The organism is Stenotrophomonas sp. YIM B06876, from assembly GCF_030711595.1.
In the GTDB taxonomy this organism is placed as follows: Bacteria; Pseudomonadota; Gammaproteobacteria; order Xanthomonadales; family Xanthomonadaceae; genus Stenotrophomonas.
Map to the genome: position 1 here is coordinate 28,115 of NZ_JAUJUJ010000012.1, position 24,792 is coordinate 52,906.

24 protein-coding genes and 1 pseudogene are annotated in these 24,792 nt (G+C 68.3%); 7 read left to right on the plus strand and 18 right to left on the minus strand.

Annotation, left to right across the window (positions count from 1 at the left end; translation table 11 throughout):
- Positions 1-7: 7 nt before the first annotated feature.
- The 3 genes from QZH66_RS07140 to QZH66_RS07150 are packed head-to-tail and all read right to left on the minus strand — an operon-like array spanning position 8 to position 4,864.
- Entirely contained in the window at positions 8-2,323 is a 2,316-nt protein-coding gene (locus tag QZH66_RS07140) for an ATP-binding protein (protein ID WP_305805301.1), read from the minus strand.
- Positions 2,324-2,361: 38 nt separating this feature from the next.
- Entirely contained in the window at positions 2,362-4,203 is a 1,842-nt protein-coding gene (locus QZH66_RS07145; RefSeq protein WP_305805258.1) for an EAL domain-containing response regulator, read from the minus strand.
- A gap of 37 nt (positions 4,204-4,240) precedes the next feature.
- On the minus strand, positions 4,241-4,864 hold the full coding sequence (locus QZH66_RS07150; protein WP_305805259.1) for a DUF4126 domain-containing protein: 624 nt from the start codon (positions 4,862-4,864) through the stop codon (positions 4,241-4,243).
- 175 nt (positions 4,865-5,039) lie between these two features.
- Here QZH66_RS07150 and QZH66_RS07155 point away from each other — a divergent pair, with 175 nt between their 5' ends.
- The 5 genes from QZH66_RS07155 to ampE all read left to right on the plus strand — a co-directional run bounded on the left by QZH66_RS07155 (position 5,040) and on the right by ampE (position 8,568).
- Entirely contained in the window at positions 5,040-5,771 is a 732-nt protein-coding gene (locus QZH66_RS07155; protein WP_305805260.1) for a DUF6776 family protein, read from the plus strand.
- A 2-nt stretch (positions 5,772-5,773) separates the two neighbouring features.
- Entirely contained in the window at positions 5,774-6,214 is a 441-nt protein-coding gene (locus tag QZH66_RS07160) for a polymer-forming cytoskeletal protein (protein ID WP_305805261.1), read from the plus strand.
- A gap of 31 nt (positions 6,215-6,245) precedes the next feature.
- Positions 6,246-6,632, plus strand: a complete 387-nt coding sequence (gene erpA, locus QZH66_RS07165; RefSeq protein ID WP_305805262.1) for an iron-sulfur cluster insertion protein ErpA — start codon at positions 6,246-6,248, stop codon at positions 6,630-6,632.
- Positions 6,633-6,702: 70 nt separating this feature from the next.
- Positions 6,703-7,593 (plus strand): NAD(+) diphosphatase, encoded by an 891-nt coding sequence (gene nudC, locus QZH66_RS07170; protein ID WP_305805263.1) that lies wholly within the window; start codon positions 6,703-6,705, stop codon positions 7,591-7,593.
- 81 nt (positions 7,594-7,674) lie between these two features.
- On the plus strand, positions 7,675-8,568 hold the full coding sequence (ampE, locus tag QZH66_RS07175) for a regulatory signaling modulator protein AmpE (protein ID WP_305805264.1): 894 nt from the start codon (positions 7,675-7,677) through the stop codon (positions 8,566-8,568).
- Positions 8,569-8,718: 150 nt separating this feature from the next.
- Here the strand turns inward: ampE and QZH66_RS07180 are convergent, their stop codons facing one another.
- From QZH66_RS07180 to prmA, 12 genes and pseudogenes are all read right to left on the minus strand, one after another.
- Positions 8,719-9,129: a DUF2752 domain-containing protein gene (locus tag QZH66_RS07180; RefSeq protein ID WP_305805302.1), complete on the minus strand. Its 411-nt coding sequence runs from the start codon at positions 9,127-9,129 to the stop codon at positions 8,719-8,721.
- Positions 9,130-9,140: 11 nt separating this feature from the next.
- On the minus strand, positions 9,141-9,467 hold the full coding sequence (locus tag QZH66_RS07185) for a CD225/dispanin family protein (protein WP_305805265.1): 327 nt from the start codon (positions 9,465-9,467) through the stop codon (positions 9,141-9,143).
- Between the two features lie 28 nt (positions 9,468-9,495).
- Positions 9,496-9,828 (minus strand): hypothetical protein, encoded by a 333-nt coding sequence (locus QZH66_RS07190; RefSeq protein ID WP_305805266.1) that lies wholly within the window; start codon positions 9,826-9,828, stop codon positions 9,496-9,498.
- A gap of 94 nt (positions 9,829-9,922) precedes the next feature.
- Positions 9,923-11,812 (minus strand): MFS transporter, encoded by a 1,890-nt coding sequence (locus QZH66_RS07195; protein WP_305805267.1) that lies wholly within the window; start codon positions 11,810-11,812, stop codon positions 9,923-9,925.
- Positions 11,813-11,894: 82 nt separating this feature from the next.
- Positions 11,895-14,139, minus strand: a pseudogene (gene yccS / locus QZH66_RS07200) (YccS family putative transporter).
- Positions 14,140-14,270: 131 nt separating this feature from the next.
- Positions 14,271-15,563: a phosphoribosylamine--glycine ligase gene (gene purD, locus QZH66_RS07205; protein ID WP_305805268.1), complete on the minus strand. Its 1,293-nt coding sequence runs from the start codon at positions 15,561-15,563 to the stop codon at positions 14,271-14,273.
- A gap of 21 nt (positions 15,564-15,584) precedes the next feature.
- Positions 15,585-15,998, minus strand: coding sequence for a hypothetical protein (locus QZH66_RS07210; protein WP_305805269.1), 414 nt, complete (start codon positions 15,996-15,998; stop codon positions 15,585-15,587).
- A complete protein-coding gene (locus tag QZH66_RS07215) occupies positions 15,995-16,861 on the minus strand; it encodes a hypothetical protein (protein ID WP_305805270.1) in 867 nt (288 codons plus the stop codon). Before QZH66_RS07215 ends, QZH66_RS07210 begins: the two co-directional genes overlap by 4 nt.
- 13 nt (positions 16,862-16,874) lie before the next feature.
- Positions 16,875-18,458, minus strand: a complete 1,584-nt coding sequence (gene purH / locus QZH66_RS07220) for a bifunctional phosphoribosylaminoimidazolecarboxamide formyltransferase/IMP cyclohydrolase (protein ID WP_305805271.1) — start codon at positions 18,456-18,458, stop codon at positions 16,875-16,877.
- 127 nt (positions 18,459-18,585) lie between these two features.
- A complete protein-coding gene (gene fis, locus QZH66_RS07225) occupies positions 18,586-18,858 on the minus strand; it encodes a DNA-binding transcriptional regulator Fis (RefSeq protein ID WP_305805272.1) in 273 nt (90 codons plus the stop codon).
- Positions 18,859-18,966: 108 nt separating this feature from the next.
- The gene (locus tag QZH66_RS07230) at positions 18,967-19,881 is read right to left on the minus strand and encodes a DUF3426 domain-containing protein (RefSeq protein ID WP_305805273.1); all 915 of its coding nucleotides are present in this window, start codon (positions 19,879-19,881) and stop codon (positions 18,967-18,969) included.
- A 30-nt stretch (positions 19,882-19,911) separates the two neighbouring features.
- Positions 19,912-20,832, minus strand: a complete 921-nt coding sequence (prmA, locus tag QZH66_RS07235; RefSeq protein WP_305805274.1) for a 50S ribosomal protein L11 methyltransferase — start codon at positions 20,830-20,832, stop codon at positions 19,912-19,914.
- 148 nt (positions 20,833-20,980) lie between these two features.
- Between prmA and QZH66_RS07240 the strand changes: the two genes are divergently transcribed.
- Entirely contained in the window at positions 20,981-21,940 is a 960-nt protein-coding gene (locus QZH66_RS07240; protein WP_305805275.1) for a hypothetical protein, read from the plus strand.
- Positions 21,937-22,293 carry a hypothetical protein gene (locus QZH66_RS07245; RefSeq protein WP_305805276.1) on the plus strand — a complete coding sequence of 119 codons (357 nt, stop codon included), beginning with the start codon at positions 21,937-21,939 and terminating at the stop codon, positions 22,291-22,293. The genes QZH66_RS07240 and QZH66_RS07245 overlap by 4 nt, the downstream gene beginning before the upstream one ends.
- Before the next feature lie 73 nt (positions 22,294-22,366).
- On the opposite strand, the gene accC is transcribed toward QZH66_RS07245, so the two are convergent.
- The 3 genes from accC to aroQ all read right to left on the minus strand — a co-directional run bounded on the left by accC (position 22,367) and on the right by aroQ (position 24,712).
- Positions 22,367-23,734: an acetyl-CoA carboxylase biotin carboxylase subunit gene (gene accC / locus QZH66_RS07250; protein WP_305805277.1), complete on the minus strand. Its 1,368-nt coding sequence runs from the start codon at positions 23,732-23,734 to the stop codon at positions 22,367-22,369.
- A 10-nt stretch (positions 23,735-23,744) separates the two neighbouring features.
- Positions 23,745-24,215, minus strand: a complete 471-nt coding sequence (gene accB, locus QZH66_RS07255; RefSeq protein WP_305805278.1) for an acetyl-CoA carboxylase biotin carboxyl carrier protein — start codon at positions 24,213-24,215, stop codon at positions 23,745-23,747.
- Positions 24,216-24,277: 62 nt separating this feature from the next.
- Positions 24,278-24,712 (minus strand): type II 3-dehydroquinate dehydratase, encoded by a 435-nt coding sequence (aroQ, locus tag QZH66_RS07260; protein WP_305805279.1) that lies wholly within the window; start codon positions 24,710-24,712, stop codon positions 24,278-24,280.
- Positions 24,713-24,792: the final 80 nt, after the last annotated feature.

Sequence of the window (24,792 nt, forward strand, 5' to 3'; positions counted from 1 at the left end):
GCCGGCATCAGGCGCCGGCGTCGCTGGTCAGGCTTGACTGGTAGCCATTGAGCGCGATGCGGGCGCGGGCGAACTCGGCGATCACCAGCGCTACCGCTACCGCAGGCTGGTAGAGGGTTCCGGCGCGGGCCCCCAGCTCGACCCGGCGGGCCGCGGCCGACAGTGCCAGCGCACCGACGTTGGCACTGGATGACTTGAGGATGTGGGACTGTTCGCGCAGCTGCTCGAAGTCCGGGACCAGCGCAGCCTGCTGGAGCTGCAGGATCAATCCCGGCGTGTCATCGAGGAACAAGCCGATGATGCGGGCGATCTCCGCTCCGGCGATTTCCTGCAGCTCGTCCAGTATTTCCTGGTCCAGTACCGGCAGCGCGGTGGTCTGCGTGGCCAGCGAACTGGTTTCTTCCTGTGCCGCGGTGAGCGGAGGGGCAACTGGCGCCGCGTGTGCGGAATTGGCGCCGCTGGCGTCCGCGCGCCAGCGCTGCAGGCAGGCCTGCAACTGCTCGCGCGATACCGGCTTGGACAGATAGTCGTCCATGCCGGCATCCAGGCAGCGCTGCCGGTCGCCGGCCATGGCGTTGGCGGTCATCGCGATGATCGGGGTACGCCCGCTGCCCAGGCGTGCTTCGGCCTCGCGCCAGCGGCGGGTGGCCGCATAGCCGTCCAGCACCGGCATCTGGCAATCCATCAACACCAGCTCATAGCTCTGTTGCGCCATCTTTGCCAGGGCGATCTCGCCGTTGGTCGCGGTGTCGGCGTGACAGCCCATCACCGCCAGCAGCTTTTGCGCCACCAGCAGGTTGACGGGGTTGTCTTCGACCAGCAGCAGGCGGGCCCCGGTCAAGGCGGCGGTGGCATCGGTGTGGCCGGTGGCAACGCTGGCGGGCGGGATCACCGCTGTGTCCACAGCCATGTCTACATCCACGTCGCGGGGCGGGCAGGCGCCCGGTGCGGTGGTGAGCAGGTTGCGCAGGTCGGCTTCCGGCGATTGCCGGGGCAGCAGGTCGGCGCCCGCGCGCAGTTCCTCGGCGACCGCCGCGTCTCCGTACAGCCATAACAGGCGGACGGGCTGATCACCTGCGGTGCGGGTAATGGCGCGGTGCAGGGCATGGGCGCTGTGGCGCAGCGACTGCAGATCACCGATGACGATGCTGAACGCTGGTGGATTGCCGTCCTGCGGGGTGAACGCGCGCAGCCGTTCCAGAGCCTCCTGTGCGGTGTCCACGCAATGGACGGACATTCCCCAGTTGGGCAGCAGCAATTCCAGCCGCTGGCGCAGGCGCGGCTCGGCGGTGACCAGCAATGCCCGGCGCGCGGTCAGGTGCTCTTGTGGGCGCAGGTCGCCAATGACCTTGAGCAGCGCAATTTCAAACCAGAAAGTGGCCCCTCTACCGGGCGTCGACTCGACCCCGATGCGGCCGTGCATCAGGTCGATGATGCGCTTGCAGATTGCCAGTCCAAGCCCGGTCCCCCCATACAGGCGGGTGGTGGAGGCGTCGGCCTGGGTGAAGGAGTGGAACAGCCGCTGTTGCTGGCTGTCGTCGATGCCGATCCCGGTGTCGCGCACTTCGAAGCGCAGCCGGTGCTGGGTGTTGGTTTCGCCCAGGCGCCGGACCTGGATCTGGATGCCGCCGCGGTCGGTGAATTTGATCGCATTGACGATCAGGTTGCTGAGCACCTGGCGCAGCCGCACCGGGTCGCCGCGCACCGACAGCCGCACCGCCGGGTCGATCGACAGCGACAGGTGCAGGCCCTTGTGCTCGGCCGAGCGCTGCATCAGTTGCAGCATCGAATCGAGCAGTTCGCGCAGGTTGAAGGTGGTGATTTCCAGCTCCAGCCGTTTGGCTTCCAGCTTGGAGTAGTCGAGGATGTCGTCGACGATGCGGAACAGCTGCCGTGAGCTTTCGGCGGCGGTATGCAGCATCTCGCGTTGTTCGGGGTCGAGCCGGCCCTGCTCGATCAACTCCAGCATCGGGATGATGCCGTTGAGCGGCGTGCGGATCTCGTGACTCATCGTGGCCAGGAATTCGCCCTTGGCCAGCATCGCCGCCTCGGCGCTCTGTTTGGCCTGCAGCAACTGCTGTTCAAGCTTGTCGTGGCGCCGCTTTTCCTGTTGCAGCAGCTCGCATTCGCGTTGCAGGCGCTGGATGTTCGCCTCACGCGTATCGCATCGGTTCGCCAGGTGTCGAGTGGCCTGCATGGCCAGGATGCCGGCGGCGGTGGCCACCAGCGCGCCCAGCATCGCCACCAGCGGCCAGGGCGACCCGGTCTGCCACCAGGCCCAGCCGCTGCCCAGGGCGGCGAGCACGGCGGCAGCGGTGGCGATCCGTGCGGGCAGCAATGCACGCGGCTCTGGCGGCATGCCTACAGAACCGCGCTCTGGAAGTCGAAGTTCAGTTCACTGCCCACCGACTGCACCATGTTGCCCTGGATGAAGTCGACGCCACCCATCCACATCGCGGCGGCCGCCTGCGGGTCCTCGATCTGTTGTCCGATGATCTGCAGGCCGGCGCGGTGGGCCACGTCGATGGCGCCGCGCAGCTCATCGCGCAGGGCCGGGCTGGCGTGGCTGCCGGCGAAGCGGCCAGCCATGCGGATGAAGCCCAGCGGCAACTGCGTGAGCAGCGCATTGGCTTCATCGCCCGGTTCGAACTGGCTCAGGCAGAACTGCACTCCGGCCGGCATCAGCCGGGCGCAGAACTGCTGCAGGGTGACCGCGTGCACCAGTGCATCGGGCAGGCGGACGTCGATCACCAGCGAACTGCCGGCCACCTGGCGTTCGGCCAGCGCGTTGAGCAACCACTCGGCAAAGGCGTCGCGCGCCAGCGTGCGCAGCGATTGCGAGACAAACAGCCGCATCGGCGGGATCGAATGCTGGTACAGGTTGAGCAGGCCCAGCGAATGGTCCAGTACCTGCTGGTCGAGATCGACGATGCGGCCGGCCGCTTCGGCCGCCGGAATCACCTGGCCGGCGGAGAGCAGGGTGCCGTCGTTCTGGCGCAGGCGCAGCAGCACCTGGTACTGCGCGGTATCGCCGCCGGCCACGGCCACGATCGGCTGGTAGGCCAGCTCCAGGTGCCCTTCCAGCAGGGCGAGGTGTTCCCGGGTGGTGGTGTCCGCGCGGGTCTGGTAGGCGGCGGCTCCCTCGGGCAGCAGGCGGGCCTGCAAGGTGGTGCGCTCCACCGCTTCCAGTGCGCTGCCGGCATCACTGAAGCCCAGCGAGAGCCGCGCATAGCCGATCGCGCAGCGCAGATGCACCGGTTCTTCCTCGCGGGCGCTCAGTGGCTGTGCGGACAGGCCTTCGCGGACCGCACGGGCCAGCGGCTCAAGCGCGTCCTCGTCGGCGCCGCGGGCCAGCAGCAGGAAGCTGTTGTCATTCAGCCGGGCCAGCAGGTGCGGTGTTGCGACTTCGGCCAGGCGCCGCCCGGCCTGCATCATCAAACGCTCGAACGCCGCGTAGCCATAGCGCTCGCGCAGCCCCAGGGCGCTGGCGATCTCGATGAACATCAGCCCGCCCGTTGCGCCCTCGGCCAGGGCGGCGCCGAGCTGCTGCATGATGTGGTGGCGGGTCGGCAGGCCGGTCTCCGGATTGCTCAACGCCGGCGCAGCGCTGCCGCTGCTGAGCGCCTGCTGGCGTGAGCGGCGGATACGGTTGGACACCGCCGCCACCAGATGGCGCGGGCGGATCGGCTTGGTGAGGAAATCGTCGGCACCGCTGTCGAGCACCTCGAACTGGCGTTCCGGATCGGGGTCGCCGGTCAGGAACACGATCGGCAGCAGTTGCTGCTGCGGCTGCTGCCGGATCAACGCGGTCAGGCGCATGCCGTCGAGGCCGGGCATGTGCAGATCCATCAGGATCAGGTCCGGGCGGTGCTCGACGATCGCCTGCTGCACGCCTTCGGCTTCCATCTGCACGATGGCCTGCATGCCGGCACCATGCAGCACGCTCTGCGCGAACAGCGCCTGCGAACGGTCATCCTCGACGATCAGTACCCGGTAGGGCGATTCGGCGGCGGGTGTCTGCGCGGGGTCGCCCGCAGAGGGCGTCGGCGCGCGGGCTGCGGAGGCTTCCACCGCGGCGATCACCGCCTGCGCCGATCCGGCGTCGGCGGCACTGTTGTTGGCCCAGCGTTGCCAGTAGCGCGGCGGCGGCGTTTCCGCGCGCACCGCACGGGCGGACTGGGTGGAATTGTCGTTGGTGGCCATCGGTACTCCCCGTAGGCGTTGGATTATGCGATGAAGCCTAGGGCGGCAGCGACTGCCCCGATGCGGCGACCGGCGCGCGCGGGCCGGCAAACAGGCGGCGCAGGCCGCGCCACATCAGGCGCCAGACCAGCCACACCAGCAGCGCACCCGCCACGCTGGCACCCACCACGAGCACCAGCGCCAGCCACGGGTGGGCCAGCGCCAGGGCCAGGCCCGCGACCACCAGGCCGTCTTCAGCCAGTGAGGCGATCCAGTTGCTGGCCGGTTCGGGCGAAGTGTTGAGCAGGGCGCGGGTGCCGGATTTGAGGCCGTGACTGGCTAGCGCGACGCCGGCGCCGGCCGCCAGTACCCCTGGCCCCAGCTGGCCGTCGGGTGACAGCGTCGCGGCGGCCAGGAACGCACCGGCCGGTACCCGCGCCAGGGTCTGCAGCAGATCCCAGATCGAATCCACCCCGGGAATCTTGTCGGCAAAGAACTCGGTCAGCGCCAGCGCCCCGGACGTGCCCAGCACCCACCCCGATTGCGTGGCCTGCAGTGCCGGTGGCAGGTCGACCCAGCCCAGCAGCCCGGCCAGGCCCACCCCGAACACGGTGAAATAGACGCGGATGCCCGCCAGCCATGCCAGCAGGATGCCGATTACGAACAGGTGGGCTTCAGTCATGGCCGCCGGGTTCTGCAGGGACGCTGCGCACAGGGCCCAACTATCGAGCATGCCGGTGCTGATTGCCAGTTCCGGGCCCGCGGCGGTGCGGCTGCCGGGCTGGCTTACACTATCGCGTCGTTTCTTCCGGAGCCGTGGCGCTGCCGTCCCACAGACGAAGCGCCGGATCGCCGCCATGAACCATCGACCCTCGCGTTTCCAGGTCACCCTCAAGGGCGCGCAGCGCAATCGCCACTGGTGGGTGGCCGTCGTCGCCGTGCCGTGGCTGCTGTCATTGCTGCTGGTCTGGCTGTTTGCCACCCGTTTCGCCGCCCCGGATGTGGGGGCGATGGGCGCGAAGCTGCGTCAAGCCGAGCGCCAACTGGCCGAGCAGAAAGGCCAGATCGAGGACCTCAAGCAACGCCAGGCCACCCTGGCCGCTTCGGACCGCATCAGCCGCGCCGCCAACACCGAAGTGCAGGCCTCGCTGGCCGAACGCGACGAGGAAATCGCCGGTCTGCGTGCCGATGTGGCGTTCTATGAACGGCTGGTGGGCGCGACCAGCCAGCGCAAGGGGCTCAACGCGCATTCGGTGGAGTTTTCTCCCGAAGCTGCCGGCACCTGGCATTACAGCGTGGTGCTGACCCAGAACCTCAACCGCGGCGCGATCAGCCAGGGGCAGATGCGTTTTTCGGTGGAAGGGGTGAAACATGGCAAGCTGACCACGGTCAGCTGGGATGAGCTGCACCAGCGCAAGACGGTGCCGGGCCAGGATTATTCCTTCCGCTATTTCCAGCAGCTCAGCGGCAGCGTGATGCTGCCCAAGGATTTCACCCCGCAACGTGTGCGAGTCTCTCTGTCCGGCTCGGGGGGAGCCACCACCCAGAATTTCGATTGGAAACTCGCCGGCAACGGCAGAGGGGAATGACAATGTTCGGAAAAAAATCCGGCCGTGACGGCCATCTCGTCGTCGATGCGCTGATCGGTCCGCAAGTGGTGATCCGCGGCGACGTGGTGTTCAGCGGCGGGCTGTATGTGGAAGGTCGCATCCTGGGCAAGGTGATTGCCGAGGAGGGCAGCAATGCAACGCTGACCCTGGCCGAGCAGGGCCATATCGAGGGCGAAGTGCGGGCCGCGGTGGTGGTGCTGAGCGGGCGCATGGAAGGGGACGTGCACGCCAGCGAGCGGATCGAGCTGACCCCCAGCGCGCGGGTCGCCGGCAATGTGCACTACCAGGTGGTGGAAATGAGCGCCGGTGCGCAGCTGACCGGGCGCCTGATCCACGCCGCCGCCGTGGCGTCGCTGCCGGCGGCGGGGGCGCAGAACCAGAAACCCAAGGAACCGCGCCCGCTGCAGGCCGCCAATGCTTGAATCGGGTGCCTGTCGCCCCCATGCTGGACCCATGAGTACGCTAGTTTCCCTGCCCGGCGCCCCCGCCGCGCCCGATTACCAGTCCCTGGACCGTCCGCTGAATTTCACCGGCGCCGCGGCGGCCAAGGTGCGTGAACTGATCCAGGACGAAGGCAATGCCGCGCTGGCGCTGCGGGTCTATATCCAGGGGGGCGGCTGTTCCGGCTTCCAGTACGGCTTCGAATTCGATGAGAACCGGGCCGATGACGATCTGGCGGTGGAAACCGCCGGGGTCACCCTGCTGGTCGATCCGCTGAGCCTGCAATACCTGATGGGTGCCGAAGTGGATTACAGCGAAAGCCTGACCGGGGCCCAGTTCGTCATCCGCAACCCCAATGCGCGTACCACGTGCGGGTGCGGCAGCAGCTTCACGGTCTGATCCACCACCCCCGCGCCGCTTGCGGCAGCGGGGCTTTGCCGGCACGCTTTGGCCGATGTCGAATCTTCCGATGGAATCCCCCGGTTACGCCTTTGTGGGCGAACCGCTTGATCGCGCCGATGCGCTGCGCAATGACCCCGAGGCCTTGGCCCGGCTCTGGCCGCAGGCGCGGATTCTGGTGCTGGACGCCGACGGCACCGCGTTCGCCGATGCGCAGGGCCTGCCGCTGCCGCTGACCGGAGCGCAGGTGGGCGGTGGACCGGGCACGGCCACGTTCCTGGGGGTGCGCGACGGCCGCGGCTGTTTTTCGATGGAAGCGGCCACCGTGGTGGTGCAGGCGCCCCAACGGGTCGACCTGCGGCAAGCCGCCGTCTCCTGGTCCGCCGCCGACTCCAGCCTGTTCTGCTACGCGCGCGGCATGTCCTACTGGCATTCGCGCAACCGCTTCTGCGGGGTCTGCGGCGGCGCGATCGCCTTTGCCCGTGCCGGTTTCATTGGCCAGTGCGCGCAGTGCGCCACCGAACACTATCCGCGGGTGGACCCGGCGGTGATCGTCGCGGTCGAGAACAACGGGCGCCTGTTGCTGGGCCGACAATCCAACTGGGCCGCGCGCCGCTATTCGGTGCTGGCCGGGTTCGTCGAACCGGGCGAATCGCTGGAGCAGACCGTGACCCGCGAGGTGTTCGAGGAAACCCGGGTGCGGGTACGCCACTGCCAGTATGTGGGCACCCAGCCCTGGCCGTTCCCCGGCGCGCTGATGCTCGGTTTCTGTGCCAGTGCCGAGGACGATGTGCCGACCGTGGATGGCGAGCTGGAAGACGCGCGCTGGTTCACGCCCGACGAGGTGGCCGCGGCGATGCGGCGCGAGCACACCGACGATGGCGCCGGCTTTTTGCTGCCGCCGAAGATCTCCATCGCGCGGACGTTGATCGGGCACTGGTACCAGCGCCATCGCCGCTGAGGTGGATTTTTTACAGGCCAGGCCCCGACAGCGGGTCGGCCGCGTCGTCAGCGCCTACAATCGCGGGCAGGAGGGGATCACATGTTCACGACTCTGGTCGCAGTGATTGTTGCACTGGTGCTGGGCCACCTGGTACCCGCGGCGATAGGGGCAATACGCAATTACCACTGGTATGGCGACTGGGTGCGCTGGCTGGATGCGCGTACCGGCGTGGCCGCGGTCTGGCGCGGGCGCTATGGCGCGGCACTGGCCGTGCTGCCGGTCGTGGCGCTGGTCGCACTGCTGCAATGGGCGCTGCACGGCCGTCTGTTCGGCTTGCCGGCGCTGTGCTTTGGCGTGCTGGTCCTGGTGCTGTGCTGGGGCCCGCGCGATCTGGATCGCGATGTGGAGGCGGTGATCGATGCCGACGATGCCACCGCACGCCGTGCGGCGGTCGCCCATCTGCAGGCGGCCGGCGGCAGTGTGCACGCGGATGTGGCATCGCTGGCCGAAGCCACGCTGTTCAATGCGATGCGGCGCTGGTTCGCGCCGATGTTCTGGTTCCTGTTGCTCGGGCCGCTGGGCGCGGTGCTGTACCGGCTGCTGGCGCTGGTGGCCGAAGGCCCGTTCGCCGCGCTGCTGCCGACCGACAGCCGCCGCGGAGCCGGGACGGCATTGGCGCTGCTGGAGTGGCCGGTCGCCCAGCTGATGGTGCTGTCGATGGCCCTGGCAGGGAACTTCGACACCGTGTTCACCGCCTGGCGCACGGCGGAGGGCGGCCGCTGGGCGCTGTCGAGCGGATTTCTGGGGGCGGTCGGCAAAGCCAGCGTCGGCGCCGAGCTGCGGGCCGAGGCCGACGAGTACCGTCAGGTCGGAATGGTTCCGGCCGATCTGCCGCTGCCCGAATTGCGCGATGCGATGAGCCTGATCTGGCGGATGCTGCTGCTGTGGCTGGTGGTGCTGGCGCTGCTGATCATTGCCGGCTGGGTCAGCTGATCCGGGCGAAATCCCGTAGCACCGCCGGCAAGCGGTATTCAGCCAGGCGTGAGCAGGGTACCAACACAGGGCGCGGGGGCCCTGCGCCCTGCCCAGGGGCAAACCTGCATGCGGATTGCCGCGCGTGCAGGCAATGCCCTCGCCGGATCGTCACCCTGGTGCCAGTAGCGTGAACGGAAACCACGGCAGGTTGCGGGCTATCCAGTAGGCGGGCAGCAGCACCAGCCACAGTTTCGGCTCCATCACGATCCCCATCAGCGGCTGCAGCCAACGGGGTTGCCAGCCGGCCGAACTGAGTGTCATCAGCGGGATCAGCCCCAGCGTGATCAGGCCCAGCGGATTCAGGGCGAAGGCGCGCAACAGGTCGCCGTGGAGCAGCGCATGCAGGGCGCGGGTGAGGCCGCAACCGATGCAGTAATAGCCGGTGAAGGCGTGGAACATGCACGGCGGAAACGGGTTGCCGGCGGCATTGGGATCGAACGACCACAGCAGCAAAACACCGGCCGGAACCGCCAGTGCAGTCCCGGCCAGCAGCAGTTTGTGGCTGGTGTTAAGCAACAGCGGCAAGGGGCTTACTGGTATTTCTGCATCATCTGCAGATACTCGGCCATGCCGCCGGTGGCGAACAGCACAATGTTGAGCAGCAGGCCGACGACGGCCAGTGCGGTGGCAACCCAGCACCAGGTCTTGGCGTTGTTGGACGCGCGCTGGGCGCCAGCGACATCGTCCTGTGCCAACAGGGAGTTCACCTTGCTGGAGAACACGATGGCAACAATGCCGACCAGACCCAGCGGGCAGCACAGACAGGTGGCGAGCACCGTGGCGATGATTGCCCAGGCCAGGTGGTTGGGAATGATCGCCGGGGCCGTGTCGGTGTTCAGGGGTGGAACGCTGCTCATGGAGATCTCCGGGGGTGAGTGAGGAATTTCAGCGGGACGTGCAGGAACGGGCGGCGACCACCGGCGAAAGGATCATGGTGGCGATCCAGCACAGCGGCCAGGTGATGAAGCCGATGAACACGAAGCACAGCAGGAAATTGACCAGCGCCAGGGCCCAGTAGCCAAACATGAAAAGCAGGCCGGTGGCGACGTTGCCGGCGTACAGATGGCCAATGCCGAAGATCTGGAACAGGCCCGGAACCACCTCCAGCACCGCGGCGGTACCGCCGGATTTGTGCGGGTGGTAGTGGTGGTGCACCTGCTGCGGAGCGGCAGGCGGCGCAGGCGGCATGACCGGCAGCGGCGGTACGGCGTTGTCCATGGATCCCCTTGCGCAGTGTGTGCACGGAGGTTTCCCCCTGCCATGCGTCTGGCATCAGCGTAGCCAGTTGTCTGCCATCTGCAAAGGCGATTTTTCAGGCCTCTTCGCCGCGCAAGCCGCTTACCTGTGCTTCCAGTTGCGTGGCACCGGTACTGGCGCCATCCACGGCGGGCGCGGCAGCGACCTGGATATGGGCGCGGAAACGCCGCGGCACGCGCATGCGCCCGAGCCGGGTGTCGCGGCGGCTCCACATGCTGGCCCACATGCCCCGCAGGGCCATCGGCACCACCGGCACCGGGCGCCGCGCGAGAATTTTCTCCACGCCCGGTTTGAACGGCGCGATGCTGCCATCGACACTCAAGGCGCCCTCGGGGAAGATGCAGACCAGCTCGCCGGCGGCCAGCGCGGCATCCACTTCGTCGAAGGCGCGCTGCATCAGCGCGGCGTCCTCTTTGGGGCTGGCGATCGGGATCGCCCTGGCGGTGCGGAAGATCCAGCGCAGCACCGGGATATTGAAGATCCTGTAATACATCACGAAGCGCACCGGCCGCGGGATGGTGGCCGACAGGATCAGCGCATCCATGTAGCTGACGTGGTTGCACACGATCAACGCCGCGCCTTCGTCGGGCACGTGCGCCTCCACCCCGTGCACGCGCAGCCGGTACAGCGCATGCACCATGATCCAGCTGAGGAAGCGCATCAGGAATTCCGGCACCAGGGTGAAGATCCACAGCGCCACCAGCGCGTTGGCGATGGCCAGCGCCAGGAACAGCTGCGGAATGCTCCAGCCGAGCACGCGCTGCGCCACCAGCCCGCAGGCGGCCGCCAGCACGATGAAGCCGGAGTTCTGGATGTTCAGCGCGGCGAACACGCGCGACATCTCCGACTTCGGCGTGCGGCTCTGGATCAACGCGAACAGCGGCACCACGAAGACGCCGGTGAACAGGCCGATGCCGAGCAGGTCGATGACGATGCGCCCACTGCCGGGCTGCCGCAGGAAGCCGGCCACATCCAGCCCGGCCGCCAGCGGGGCGTCGGGGCGGGCGAAATACAGATCCAGCATGAAGGCGGTCATGCCGATCGACCCCAGCGGCACCAGGCCGATCTCGACGATGCGCCCGGACAGCTTCTCGCACAGCAGCGAGCCGGTGCCGGTGCCAAGGGAAAACAGCGCCAGCGCGAACAGGTACAGGGTCGAACCGCCGCCCAGGTTCACTTCGGCGTAGGTCGGCAGCTGCGAGGTCAGCAGGGTGCCCACGAACCAGAACCAGGACACGCCGAGGATGGCGTTGCGCACCGCGATCTGCTTTTTGGCCATGCGCAACACGGCCAGCGATTCGGGCAGCGGATTCCAGTTGATCTTCAACTCCGGCGCGCCGGCATCCACTCGCGGAATCAGCCGCGCGACGGCATTGCCGGCCACCGCCAGTGCGATCACGGTTGCCGCCGCCGTGGCCGGGCCGTAGCTGCCGGCGACCTGGAAGATCAGCCCGCCGAGCATCATGCCGCTGAGGATCGAGATCGAGGTGCCCATTTCGACCAGGCCATTGCCGCCGGTCAGTTCTTCGGGCTTGAGGATCGAGGGCAGCACCGAATATTTCACCGGCCCGAACAGGGTCGATTGCACGCCGGTGGCGAACAGCGCCAACAGCAGCACCGGCATGCTCTGGGTCAAAAAGCCGATCGCGGCCAGCGACATGATCACGATTTCCATCGTGGTGGTGATCACGATCAGGCGCTGCTTTTCCAGCTTCTCGGCGATCTGCCCGGCCAGGGCGGAGAACAGGAAGTAGGGGGCGATGAAGATCGCCGGCGCCAGCGTGGTGTACAGCGAGCGCTCTTCGGTGCTGACGCCCAGATAGAACAGCAGGCCGATGATCGCCTGGCGGTACACGTTGTCGTTGAACGCACCCAGTGCCTGGACGATGAAGAACGGCAGGAAGCGGCGCTGCCGCAGCAGGGCGAACTGGTTGTGCGCGGACATCGGTGCTCCTTGTAGTGCGCCGCAGCCTAGCAGACCGTCGGGTCATGGCGGTGCGTCGCACGCATCGATGGAGCAGGCCTGCTCAGGCCCTTGCCGGCGCCGCGGCGGAGGCCGGTACCCGCACCAGCGCATTGGCGGCCCGGCGCAGTTGGGGCACCAGCCGCAACATCAGGGCCAGCTGGGTGCGTACCAGCCGCTGCGGGTCATCGATATCGTCGGGCACCTGCTCCAGGGTGTCGGCCAGGGCTTCGTGTTCGCTCTCGGCCAGCGGCAGCGGCGTGCGCGTGGTCAACGCTTGGCCGAGCTGTTGCAGTTGCTGTTGCAGGCGCGCCTGGCCGCGCTCGATCAGACCGTCCTCCGGGACGCCCGCCAGCCGCGGGCGATGCGCGCCGAGTGCCGACAGATAGCCGAGCAGGGTGTTGGACAGCGCCAGGAAACGGAAGCCGGCATCGAGGTTGCCGCGCGCATAGCCGGGCTCGCGCAGCATGTTGGCCAGCGCCACCGACAGTGCGGCATCGGCGTTGTGCATGTCGCGCCGGGCGATACGGTAGGCCAGGTCATCGCGCATGCCGCCGCGGTACTGGCCCAGCACTTCCTCCAGATAGCGCACGCTGCTGGTGATCACGTTGGCCGTCACCAGATGCAGGCGCCGGCCCTGCCAGTCGGGCAGGATCAGCAACGAGGCGGCCGCGGCAATCGCGCAGCCGATCAGGGTGTCGAGCAGACGCGGCCAGATCAGCACGTAACCGTTGCCGATCAGGTTGAAACACAACAGCGCCATCAGCGTCATGGCGGCGGTTGCCAGCACGTAGCGATCGGTGCGGGTGACAAAGAACAGCAGGGCGGCGGCCAGCGCCAGCAGCAGTTGCAGTTCGGTACCGGGGAACAGCTGCATCAGCGCCCAGGTCACGCCCAGGCCGAGCAGGGTGCCGGCAATGCGCTGCACCAGCCGCAGCCGGGTGGCACCGTAGTTGGGGCGGCATACGAACACGGTGGTCAGCAGGATCCAGTAGCCGTTTTCCGGCTGGATCAGCTTGAGCAGCGTCCAGCCGACGACCAGCGCGATGGCGATGCGCAGGCCGTGGCGGAACAGCAGTGAACCGGGAGTCAGCTGCTGGCGCAGGCGCGTGGCCATTTCCTTGAACGTGTGCGGCGAGGAGTCGCGCAGGCGGGTATCCATGTTGTCCAGCGGGGTGTCGGCCAGCGCCGCTTCGGACAGCTGGCGTTCGATACGCGCCAGGTTGTCGGCCAGCAGCTGCAACGAACCCAGCAGCCGCGGCCATTCCGGTTTGCCCTGCGCGCGCCGGTGCTGCAACGACCGCGCCAGATCAAGGCTGGCCCTGCGCGCGCAGGTGCTGCAACGACCGCGCCAGATCAAGGCTGGCCATGCGCGTGTGTTCGCCGTAGTCGAACGGCTGTCGCTGGCGGATGGCGCTGCCCAGTGCGGTGCAGGCCTTGCCCTGCAGCGACAGCAGGCGCCGGCAGCGGTACAGCACGTCGCTGTGGAAGAACGTCTCGATCAGGGCTTCGTACGGGTAGTGCGAGGAGCTGGCGCGCTCGTGGAAATCCTGCGCCATGTAATACAGGCGGAAGTACAGCCCCGACTGCACACCCGGCCGGCCGGAACGGCCGAAGCGGCTGAGGATCGCGGTCTTGGCGGCGTTGAGGGCGGCCACCACGCGCACGTTCTGCTCGGCCAGGGCCAGCCGGCGGGCATCCTGGTCGCCCTGCCGCACCGGCTCGAACAGGTCCGCCTTCAGTTGCAGGTACTGGCCCAGTTCGGTGAACAGCTGCGCCAGCCGCTCGCGCACCGGGCGGTTGGCGAACATCAGCGTCCACAGGATCGACAGCGCCCCATACCAGGCCGCGCCGATCAGCAGCTGCAGCAGGTAATGCCAGGCCGGGTCGCTGCCGCCGGCCGGATGCGGCTGCAAGGCGGGCATGGTGTAGATGGCCAGGGTCACCGTGGCCTGGCCGATGGAGGCGTAGCGCTCGCCCAGGGCGCCGAGCAGGGTCAGCGCGAAGGCGGCCAGCGCCAGGCTGGCAATGAACAGCACCGGATACGGATACAACCGGATCATCGCCGCGCCGGCCAGGCAGAAGCACAGCAACGACAGCGTCACCGACTTGCTGCGGCCCCAGCCGTTGTCATCGGTTTCGGCAATCGCACTGGCAATCGTGCCCAGGAACAGCGCCGGCAGCGGTTGCAGGTCGCCGCGGTACCAGCACACCGCCATCAGCGTGGACAGGGCGATGAACACACGCAGGCCGTAGCTGGCCTTCTCGTGGGCCCACAACTGGCTCAAGCGGGATTCAAGGACGGACATGTGCGGCAGGTTGGGAAGGAAACCGCATTATTGCGGGGCCGGCGGTGCTTCGCGGCATGTGCGCATGGTAAGTCTGCCCCCCGAAGCGTTTGCCGCCGGCGTTGCACGAGTAGCAAGACCGGCCGCTGCGTTTACACCGGGAGCCCCTCGCGGGCGATGGCACGCCAGCCAATGTCGTTGCGGTGGAACTCGTTGGTCCAGCTGACCTTGGCCACGCCGGCGTAAGCATTGGCCTGGGCATCGGCCACGCTGTTGCCCAGTGCGGCCACGCATAGCACGCGGCCGCCGGCGCTGATGACGTTGCCGTCGGCGTCCAGTGCGGTGCCGGCATGGAAGACCTTGGCGTTGGCGGGAACATCGGCCAAGCCGGTGATGACATCGCCGGTGATCGGGGTTTCCGGATACGGCCTGGCGGCCATCACCACGCCCAGGCTCGGGCGCTCGTCCCACTGCGCGGTGGTGTCGTGCAGCTTGCCGTCGAGGGCGGCCTCGAGCAGGTCGACCAGATCCGACTGCAGGCGCAGCATTACCGGCTGGGTTTCCGGGTCGCCAAAGCGCACGTTGAATTCGATCACCTTCGGCGCGCCGGCCGCGTCGATCATCAGCCCGGCATACAGGAAGCCGGTGAACGGCACGCCGTCTTTGATCATGCCCTGCACGGTCGGGTTGACCACCTCGCGCATCACGCGGTCATGCACTTCGGCGGTGACCACCGGGGCCGGCGAATACGCGCCCATGCCGCCGGTGTTGGGGCCGGTGTCGCCGTCGCCCACGCGCTTGTGATCCTGCGAGGTCGCCATTGGCAGTGCGGTGGCGCCATCGACCATGGAGATGAAGCTGGCTTCCTCGCCGTCGAGGAATTCCTCGATCACCACGCGCGCGCCGGCATCGCCAAACGCGTTGCCGCCGAGCATGTCGCGCACGGCGTCCTCGGCCTCGGCCAGGGTCATCGCCACGATCACGCCCTTGCCCGCGGCCAGGCCATCGGCCTTGACCACGATCGGCGCACCCTTCTCGCGCAGGTAGGCCAGCGCCGGCTCCACTTCGGTGTGCACCGCGTAGAACGCGGTGGGAATGCCGTGGCGGGCGAGGAAATCCTTGGCGAACGCCTTGCTGCCTTCCAGCTGCGCGGCGGCGGCGGTCGGCCCGAAGATGCGCAGGCCCGCGGCGCGGAAGGTATCGACCACGCCGGCCACCAGCGGTACTTCCGGGCCGACCACGGTCAGGGCCACGGTCTCGTCCTGCGCCAGTTTCAGCAGCCCGGCGATGTCGGTGACCTTCACCGCCACGTTGCGGCACTTGGCCTCGGTGGCGGTGCCGGCGTTGCCCGGCGCGACCAGCACCTCGCCCACGCGTGGCGATTGCGCCAGCTTCCAGGCCAGGGCGTGCTCGCGGCCACCTGCGCCGATGACAAGGATTTTCATGGGATCGGTTCCTGTGGAATCTCAAGGAGGGGAGCAGTCGCTCGCGGCCAGCGTGGTTTCAAAGAACAGCCGGTTGTCGGCGTCGACGAAGCGCCGGCGCAGGCCGCCGCCAGCGGCAAACACCGGGCCCAGCGCCTTGACCGCGCACAGCTCGCGCATCGATGCCTGTTCGTCCTGCTGCAGGGCGGCGAACAGGTCGGGTTTGGCCTTGGCCATCGCCACCGTGGCCTCGGGAAAACGCACCACCAGCACCAGGTCGCGGCCGTGGCGATGGACCGAATCGGTGATCAGGCCGTCGCGATAGGGCGTGGGCAGGTCCTTGCCAAGGACGGTGATGGCCTGGCGCTGGGCATCGGCCAGTACGCCGGTGCCGCAGGCGGCCAGCAGTGGCAGCAGCGCCACCATCCACAGCGGACGCGGAAAATGACGGATCACAGACAGCCCTCGCGTTGCAGCGTTTCGGGAATCCGATAGCGACCCTGCACCGGATCGAACGCCAGCCGGTGTTCGCGGGCCAGCGGCCCGGCGCAGTCGGTGCCGGACTCGCTCACCTGCAATGGCCAGATCGCCAGGTCCGGTTGGCTGGCATCGGCAGTCAGGCGGAAGTCGACGTCGAACAGTTTGCCTGCGCAGTCCTCGCTGGCGCAGTCATAGGCGCCGCCATTGTCGATGTGGCGGCGCAGCGAGCCGGCCTCGTGCAGGCCGTCGCCGGTCATCGCCAGCAATGACTGGGTCTGCAGCGAGTAGCCCTGGCCGAACCAGCCGCTGTCGATACGGTAGCCGTAGCGCTGCGCGCCCAGCTGCAGTACCGACACCTCGCCGGGCACGCCGTGGCTGCCATGGGCATCGTTGAGGCGTTCCATCACCACCTCCAGGCCATCGCCGGCAGTGGCGCGCAGCACGATGAAGTCGATCCGGCCCGGTTCCGGGCTGGCGGCTTCGTCGAGATTGGCGCACACCGCCAGCAGCGAATGCTGCACGCCGTCCACCATCACCGCGTGGTTGCCGCACAGGTGCCGATGCACCGGTCGCAGCGCCTGGACCTCGCTGTCGTGCCACTGGTCGCGCCAGGCGTCGCTGCCCGAGGCCGCAGCGCCATAGCGTCCGGAAAGGAACGCCAGCACCCGGCGCTGGCGCTCGGACTCTTCCAGTACCGCCGCAGGTGCGGGCGCAGCGCGGTTGTCGAGCACGCGCACGGCCTTGCTGGAAGCGGCCGGCGGCGTTTCGGAACTGCAGGCCGCCAGTGCGGCCGACGCGAGCAGCGGCCACAGCCACCGCGGGGAATTCCTGGACGCCATCGGGACCGGTTCCTCAGTGACGGAAATGGCGCACGCCGGTGAACACCATGGCGATGCCGTGTTCGTCGGCCGCGGCGATCACCTCGGCATCGCGCATCGAACCGCCCGGCTGGATCACCGCGGTGATGCCGGCTTCGGCGGCGGCATCCAGGCCGTCGCGGAACGGGAAGAACGCGTCCGAGGCCATCACCGAACCGGGCACCCCCAGCCCGGCGTCGGCGGCCTTGATGCCGGCGATGCGCGCCGAATACACGCGGCTCATCTGGCCGGCGCCGACGCCAATGGTGCGCTCGTCCCGGGCGTAGACGATCGCGTTGGACTTGACGTACTTGGCCACGCGCCAGGCAAACAGCAGGTCGCGCAGTTCGGCGGCGCTGGGCGCGCGCCGGGTCACCGTTTTGAGCTCGTCGATGCTCATGCCGCGGTTGTCGGCGCTCTGCACCAGCAGGCCCGAGCCGATGCGCTTGGTGTCGTAGTTGTTGCGCGCCTCGCCGGCCGGGATGCGCAGCACGCGCACGTTGGCCTTCTTCGTCGCATATTCCAGTGCGGCCGGCTCGTAGTCCGGGGCGATCAGCACTTCGACGAACTGGCGGTCGAGGATGGCCTTGGCCGTGGCCGCATCCAGCGTGCGGTTGAAGGCGAGGATGCCGCCGAAGGCGCTGGTCGGATCGGTGTTGTAGGCCATCTCGTAGGCGGCGCCGACATCGGCAGCCACGGCCACGCCGCACGGGTTGGCGTGCTTGACGATGACGCAGGCCGGCACGTCGAACTGGCGCACGCATTCCCACGCGGCATCGGCATCGGCCAGGTTGTTGTAGCTCAGCTCCTTGCCCTGCAGCTGCACGAAGGTGGCCAGCGTGCCCGCCACCGGGTACAGGTCGCGATAGAACACGCCGCTCTGGTGCGGGTTCTCGCCGTAGCGCAGGTCCATCACCTTCACGAAGGTGGAGTTCATCTGCGCCGGGAATTCGGCACGCTCCGGCACCGCGGCGCGGGTGTCGGTCACCGCCGACAGGTAGTTGCTGATTGCCGCGTCGTACTGGGCGACGCGGTTGAACGCGGCCACCGACAGCGCGAAACGCTTGGCGGCCGAGAGCTGGCCGTCGTTGGCGGCCAGTTCGGCCAGCAGCGCGGCGTACTGGTCCGGGTGGGTGGCTACGGCGACGCGGGCGAAGTTCTTGGCGGCGCTGCGCAGCATCGCCGGGCCGCCGATGTCGATGTTTTCCACCGCCTCGGCCAAGGTGCAATCGGCCTTGGCGGTCACCGATTCGAACGGATACAGGTTCAGCACCAGCAGGTCGATCGGCGCGATGCCGTGCTGCGCCATCACCGCATCGTCGGTGCCGGCACGGCCGAGCAGGCCGCCGTGCACGATCGGGTGCAGGGTCTTGACCCGGCCATCCATCATCTCCGGAAAACCGGTCAGTTCGGACACATCCTTGACCGCCAGGCCGGCCTCGCGGAGCGCCTTGGCAGTGCCGCCGGTGGACAGCAGTTCGACGTTGCGCGCGGCCAGGGCGCGGGCCAGTTCGATCAGGCCGGTCTTGTCGGAAACGGACAGCAGGGCCCGGCGCACGGGCAGCAAATCGGAAGACATGGGGGCGTGGGGATCAGCGGAGCGGGCCGATATTGTAGGCCGAGGCGCTTGCCGAATGATGCGCCTGCGCGGTCGGACGCAGGTTGTTGCGCGGGGGCACGCCGGCACCGGCGACGGCCGGCCTGGATCAGGCCAGCCCGTATTCCTTCAGTTTCTTGCGCAGGGTGGCGCGGTGGATGCCCAGCATTGCCGCCGCCCGGCTCTGGTTGCCCTCGCAGTGGTTGAGCACTTCCACGAACAGCGGAATTTCCATTTCACGCAGCACGATCTCGTACACGTCATCGGCTTCACTGCCATCGAGATCGCGCAGATAGCGCCGCACGGACTGGGCGACATGTTCGCGCAGGGGCGGCTTCGGCGCGCCGCGACTGGAGTCAGGACGGGTAATGACAGCGTTCAATGGGATTCCAGGATTCGGCGATGCCGGGGGCGAGCGCATCCGGCGATGGGTGCAGAGTCTAGCGCGTGAAACCCGGGCCTGCCACGGCCGCCACCGTTGGCGCGGCGGTTACTGGAACTCGAAACTGAAGGCGACCGTTGTGGCAGCAGGCTCGCGGATGCGGAACGACACCTGCGCACTCTGCTGCGGTTCCAGCCGCTGCCGGGGGTCGTAGCGGTCGCCCAGATAGTCCGCCGCGGCCAGCGTACGCCGGCCGATGACGCGGCCATCGGCATCGGACAGCGACAGCTGCAGCGCCGGCCACGCCTGCGCCCAGCGCGCATCGTTGCGGAAGCTGGCTTGAACCTGCAGCACGCCGGGTTGCTGCGGCAGCGGGCGGATGTCGCGGCTCAGCATCGTGAACGCCGCCGGTTCGTGCCAGGCCGGCACATGGCAGCGCAGCGCCGCGCACAGGCCGCTGATCAGCGGCCGGGTCGCGGCGTCGGCCGCGAGGTTGGCGCGGTCGGCAATGGCGACCTGGAGCAGCAGCGCCAGTCCCAGGATGCCGACCAGCGCCCATTGCCAGCGTGGGGTCGCACGGGCGTGGCGGGAGCGGTGCAGGAAGCTGGGCGCGGCCGCCGACACGGGTTCCGGCCGCACGCGGTGATCCGCTGTGGTGGCATCCGCATCCGCATCCGCATCCGCATCGACATCGACATCGACATCGACATCGACATCGACATCGGCATCGGCATCGGCATCGGTTTCAGGCGTCGGCTCCCGGCGCGGCATGTCGCTGCCGACGGCCGCGGATCCATCCAGCGCAACCGCGTCTGCGGCACGATGCCCGTGCGGCGACGGCGGGGGGGCGGCGTGCGCCGCCGGCAGGTCCTCGAGCCCGGTCTGTGCAAGGTCCACGCTGTCGCTGTCGGCCGGTGTCACCGTCGGCGCGGGTGGCTCCGGCACCGCCGGATCGCTGCTGCTGGGGGCGCCACGCAGGAAGGTGGCCAGGGCGCGGCGGGGCGGGCGGGATTCAGCGGTCATCTGTCAGCCGGGACGCGGGACTGCGGCCATTCAAGCACGGCGGATGCCATCGATGCGCATCCAGTCACCGTCCTGCACCGCGCTGAGCTGCTCGAACCACGGCGCGTAGCGCTGCAGCAGTTCGGCCTCCTGGCCGTGGAGGATGCCGGACAGGGCGATGCGCCCGCCCGGCGCCACGCGCGCGGCCAGCAGTTCGGCCAGTGCGTCCAGCGCCGAGGCCAGGATGTTGGCCACCACCACCGGGTAGGTGGCAACCGGTTCGTCCTGCGGCAGATACACCGCCAGTTCGTTGCCCAGCCCGTTGCGCTGGGCATTGTCGGCCGTGGCCAGCAACGCCTGCGGATCGTTGTCCACGCCGGTCGCGCGGCCGGCGCCGAGCTTCAGCGCGGCCAGCGCGAGGATGCCCGAGCCGCAGCCGAAATCCAGCACCGGGCGGCCGGCCAGCTCGCCGCGCGCGGCCAGTTCATCGAGCCAGCGCAGGCACAGCGCGGTGGTCGGATGGGTGCCCGAGCCGAACGCCAGGCCCGGGTCCAGCCGCACGATGGCGGCGTCGGCGCGCTGGGCAGCTTCGGGCAGTTCATGGTTCCACGGCACGATCCAGGTGCGCAGGCCGAACTGCATCGGCTGGAACTGGTCCAGCCAGGCGCGTTCCCAGTCCTCGTCGGCGACCGCGCGGAAGCTGGCATCGGCCCAGTCCAGCTCCGGATCGAACGCTTCCAGCGCCGCCAGCAGCGCCAATGCATTGGTTTCGGCCGGGAACAGCGCGGTCAGCACCAGCTCCTTCCACAACGGCGTCTCGCCCACGCCCGGTTCCAGGATGGCGTGCTCGTTGCTGGTGTCGGCATCGGCGTCGAGCAGGGTCACCGCCAGGGCGCCGACGTCGTCCAGCGCGTTTTCGTAGCGGGGCTGGGTGGTTTGGGTGCAGTGCACCGTCAGTTCGAGAAAGGGCATGGCGGGCGCAGCAACGCAGGAGAGACCGCGCATGCTAGACGAGCTGCAACTGGATTGCTCGCACCGTCGCCGGTAACCGGCCCGGCCATGGCGGCGCCGGCCTTGCTAAACTGCGCCGCGCCCGCCCTGCGGCTTTCCGCCCGGCTCGATGATCTCCACGCTTGCCCGAAAATCCTGGTACCTGGTCCTGCCTGCCGTGCTGTTGCTAGGGGCGGTCGGCTATCGCGCGGGCGATCGCGGAGGTGCGCCGGTGGATCAGGATTCCGCTGCGGCCGCGATCGCGGTGAACGCCGCGCCGGGTCTGCCGGCGACCGCGAGCGCCGCACTGCCCACGCCGCAGCGCGAACGGGCCGGGGCGGTTGGACCGGGCTTGCCGCTGGATCTGCGCGCCGGATTTGAAGCGACGTCGGATCTGTACGCGTATGCGCAACAGCTGTACCAGGCCGGGGACGCGGGAAATGCCGAGGCGACGTGGCTGCTGAGCCGCGTCTACGACTATTGCGCCGGCTATGCGCGGGACCCGGCGGGCTATGCGCTGGACAGCCAGCAGCTGGCCGGGCTGGGGCGGGATGCGGTCCCTGGGCTTGCGCGCGCGCGCGCGCGGGTCGGGCGCCGCTGTGCCGGATTCACCGCTGCCGACGGGCTGGGGCGTGGATTGACGTTGGCCCAGCGCAAGCAGGCGGCCGATGCCGGCAACCTGGCCGCGGAAGCGTCGCTGCTGGCCGCCGGCCAACCGCTGTATGCCGATGCCGGCTACCGGCGCGGTCTGGTGGAACGGGTGGTGGCATCGCAAGACCCCGAAGCGTTCCTGGCCCTGTCGCCGGCGATGGGCGCCTCCGCCGCCAGTGACGAGGCCTATCGCGGGCTCGTGGCCGGCGACCAGTTCAGCCAATTGGCCTGGCAGCTGGCCGCGTGCGAACTGGGCCTGGCGTGTGGCCCGGACAGTGTGTTGATGAACAGCTACTGCGCCAATGGCGGCGTATGTTCACGCGATCCCGGCCAGGATTTCATGACTTTCGTGTTTGACGCTGCGGTACCGCGGCAGGGTGTAGAAAAAATGAACGAACTGGTGAGTCGCCTGCGTCGCAGGCATGGAGTTGCTCGATGAACTACCGACGTTTGCTGCATGGGGCGAAGTTCTGGGTCTGGGTGGCGCTGTTTGTCGCCTACTCGGCTGGCGCGGTGGGGCTGCTGCTGATCGACACCTACGAAACCCGCTACCGCAACCTGTCCCAGGTCAAGTTGACCAGTGTGCATACCGATGCCGATGTGCGCCGCGCCGGCGCCAGCCAGGTGGCGGCCATCTATCGCGCGCAGAGCGGGGTGCCGTTCTCGACGCTGCCGCCGGGCAGCAGCTTCCAGATCGTGTGGCCCGACGGATCCAGCGAAACCGTGGTGGTGGTCGATCCGACCTCGGCACTGGGGACCGAGCCGCTGCAGGGCACCGCGCAGGACGAGTGATGCGCGCAGTTTCATCGCAGGCATGGAAAAAGGCGGGTTTCCCCGCCTTTTTCGTGTCTGTCGCGGGCCGGGATCAGGTCAGCGCGATCGACTTGCTCTTGCGTTCGGCCAGGCGCTTTTCCAGGTAGTGGATGTTCTGGCCACCGGCCTGGAAGCCCTTGTCGCGCATGATGCGCTGCTGCAGCGCGACGTTGGTCTTGATCCCGTCCACCACCATCTCGCTCAACGCCACGCGCATGCGGGCGATGGCGGTGTCGCGGTCCGGGCCGTGCACGATCAGCTTGCCGATCATCGAGTCGTAGTTCGGCGGCACCTTGTAGCCGGCGTAGATGTGGGTATCCACACGCACGCCCGGGCCGCCCGGCGGGTAGAAGCCGGTGATCAGGCCCGGACTGGGCAGGAAAGTCTCGGCGTCCTCGGCGTTGATGCGGCACTCGATGGCATGGCCGTGCAGCACCACATCGCTCTGCTTGATGGCCAGCTTCTGCCCGGCGGCGATCCGCAGCTGCTCGGCGACCAGGTCGATGCCGGTGACCATCTCGGTGACCGGGTGTTCGACCTGCACGCGGGTGTTCATCTCGATGAAGTAGAAGTGGCCGTCCTCGAACAGGAATTCGAAGGTGCCGGCGCCGCGGTAGCCGATGCGGATGCAGGCTTCCACGCAGACCTTGCCGATCTGTTCGCGCAGTTCGGCCGAGATGCCCGGGGCCGGCGCTTCTTCCACCACCTTCTGGTGGCGGCGCTGCATCGAGCAGTCGCGCTCGCCCAGGTGGATGGCGTTGCCCTGGCCGTCGGCCAGCACCTGGATTTCCACGTGGCGCGGATTTTCCAGGTACTTCTCCATATAGACCTCGCCGTTGCCGAAGGCCGCCTTGGCTTCGGACTTGGTGGTCTCGATGGAGGCCTTCAGCGAGCCTTCGGTATGCACCACGCGCATGCCGCGGCCACCGCCACCACCGGAGGCCTTGATGATCACCGGGTAGCCGATCTCGCGGGCGATCTTGGTGTTGGCGACGATGTCCTCGCCCAGCGGGCCGCCCGAGCCGGGCACGCACGGCACGCCGGCGGCCTTCATCGCGCGGATCGCTTCGACCTTGTCGCCCATCAGGCGGATGGTTTCCGCGCGCGGGCCGATGAAGATGAAGCCGGACTGCTCCACGCGCTCGGCGAAATCGGCGTTCTCGGACAGGAAGCCGTAGCCGGGGTGGATGGCCTGGGCGTCGGTGACCTCGGCCGCGGCGATCAGTGCCGGGATATTGAGGTAGCTCTCCGCCGACGGTGCCGGGCCGATGCAGACCGACTCGTCGGCCATGGCCACGTGCTTGAGGTTGCGGTCCACGGTGGAATGCACCGCGACCGTACGGATGCCCAGGGTGTGGCACGCGCGCAGGATGCGCAGCGCGATCTCACCGCGGTTGGCGATAACGACCTTGTCGAGCATGGCCGGCGCCTCAGGCGATCACGAACAGCGGCTGGTCGAATTCGACCGGCTGGCCGTTCTCGCCGAGGATCGCCACCACGGTGCCGGACACTTCGGCCTCGATCGGGTTGAACATCTTCATCGCCTCGATGATCGCCAGCGTATCGCCGGCCTTGACCGCCTGGCCGACGCTGGCGAAGGCCGGCTTGTCCGGGGACGAGGAGGCATAGAACGTGCCGACCATCGGCGCGCGCTGCACGTGGCCTTCGGGCAGGGCATTGCCCGGCTTGGCGCTGCCGCCGGTGGAGGCCTCGGTGGGCGAGCTCATCGGCATCGCCGCGGCGGCCGGCGCGGCGTGGGCCGGGGCCGGCGCGGGCATGGCATAGCCGCCGACCGGATTGCGCGACAGACGCACGGATTCTTCGCCTTCCTTGATCTCGATCTCGGTCAGGTTCGATTCTTCGAGCAGGTCGATGAGCTTCTTGATTTTGCGCAGGTCCATAGGTGCCTCTTGGTGTTGTCTGGAATGACCGGCCGCAGTGCGGCCGGCCCGGGTGCGGGGAGTCAGAGCCGCTGCAGTGCGGCGTCCATGGCATAGCGGTAGCTGTCCGCGCCGAAGCCGCAGATCACGCCCACCGCCTTGTCGCTGAGATAGCTGTGGTGGCGGAACGGTTCGCGGCGGTGCGGATTGGACAGGTGGATTTCGATGAACGGGATCGCCACCGCGGCCAATGCGTCACGCAGCGCCACCGAGGTGTGGGTGAACGCGGCCGGGTTGATCAGGATGAAGCCGGTGCCGTCCTCGCGCGCGGCCTGGATGCGGTCCACCAGGGTGTGCTCGGCGTTGGATTGCAGGCACTCAAGGGTATGGCCGGCCGCGGCCGCCTGGGTCTGCAGGCCGGCGTCGATCTGCGCCAGCGTCGCGTGCCCGTAGACGTCCGGTTCGCGGCTGCCGAGCAGATTGAGGTTGGGGCCGTGGAGGACCAGCAGTTTCGCCATGTGCCGCAGGGTTGGCAGGAAAGGGCGGCAGTCTGAAGGAAGCTGGCGATGCTGTCCAGTTCGGCGAAGTTGCCGCTGTT

Coding starts and splice junctions, on each gene's coding strand:
- QZH66_RS07145 (WP_305805258.1), bottom strand. CDS start 4,203: ATGGCCACCAACGACAATTCCACCCAGTCCGCCCGTGCGGTGCGCGCG.
- QZH66_RS07150 (WP_305805259.1), bottom strand. CDS start 4,864: ATGACTGAAGCCCACCTGTTCGTAATCGGCATCCTGCTGGCATGGCTG.
- QZH66_RS07155 (WP_305805260.1), top strand. CDS start 5,040: ATGAACCATCGACCCTCGCGTTTCCAGGTCACCCTCAAGGGCGCGCAG.
- QZH66_RS07160 (WP_305805261.1), top strand. CDS start 5,774: ATGTTCGGAAAAAAATCCGGCCGTGACGGCCATCTCGTCGTCGATGCG.
- erpA (WP_305805262.1), top strand. CDS start 6,246: ATGAGTACGCTAGTTTCCCTGCCCGGCGCCCCCGCCGCGCCCGATTAC.
- nudC (WP_305805263.1), top strand. CDS start 6,703: ATGGAATCCCCCGGTTACGCCTTTGTGGGCGAACCGCTTGATCGCGCC.
- ampE (WP_305805264.1), top strand. CDS start 7,675: ATGTTCACGACTCTGGTCGCAGTGATTGTTGCACTGGTGCTGGGCCAC.
- QZH66_RS07185 (WP_305805265.1), bottom strand. CDS start 9,467: ATGAGCAGCGTTCCACCCCTGAACACCGACACGGCCCCGGCGATCATT.
- QZH66_RS07190 (WP_305805266.1), bottom strand. CDS start 9,828: ATGGACAACGCCGTACCGCCGCTGCCGGTCATGCCGCCTGCGCCGCCT.
- QZH66_RS07195 (WP_305805267.1), bottom strand. CDS start 11,812: ATGTCCGCGCACAACCAGTTCGCCCTGCTGCGGCAGCGCCGCTTCCTG.
- purD (WP_305805268.1), bottom strand. CDS start 15,563: ATGAAAATCCTTGTCATCGGCGCAGGTGGCCGCGAGCACGCCCTGGCC.
- QZH66_RS07215 (WP_305805270.1), bottom strand. CDS start 16,861: ATGGCGTCCAGGAATTCCCCGCGGTGGCTGTGGCCGCTGCTCGCGTCG.
- purH (WP_305805271.1), bottom strand. CDS start 18,458: ATGTCTTCCGATTTGCTGCCCGTGCGCCGGGCCCTGCTGTCCGTTTCC.
- QZH66_RS07230 (WP_305805273.1), bottom strand. CDS start 19,881: ATGACCGCTGAATCCCGCCCGCCCCGCCGCGCCCTGGCCACCTTCCTG.
- prmA (WP_305805274.1), bottom strand. CDS start 20,832: ATGCCCTTTCTCGAACTGACGGTGCACTGCACCCAAACCACCCAGCCC.
- QZH66_RS07240 (WP_305805275.1), top strand. CDS start 20,981: ATGATCTCCACGCTTGCCCGAAAATCCTGGTACCTGGTCCTGCCTGCC.
- QZH66_RS07245 (WP_305805276.1), top strand. CDS start 21,937: ATGAACTACCGACGTTTGCTGCATGGGGCGAAGTTCTGGGTCTGGGTG.
- accC (WP_305805277.1), bottom strand. CDS start 23,734: ATGCTCGACAAGGTCGTTATCGCCAACCGCGGTGAGATCGCGCTGCGC.
- accB (WP_305805278.1), bottom strand. CDS start 24,215: ATGGACCTGCGCAAAATCAAGAAGCTCATCGACCTGCTCGAAGAATCG.
- aroQ (WP_305805279.1), bottom strand. CDS start 24,712: ATGGCGAAACTGCTGGTCCTCCACGGCCCCAACCTCAATCTGCTCGGC.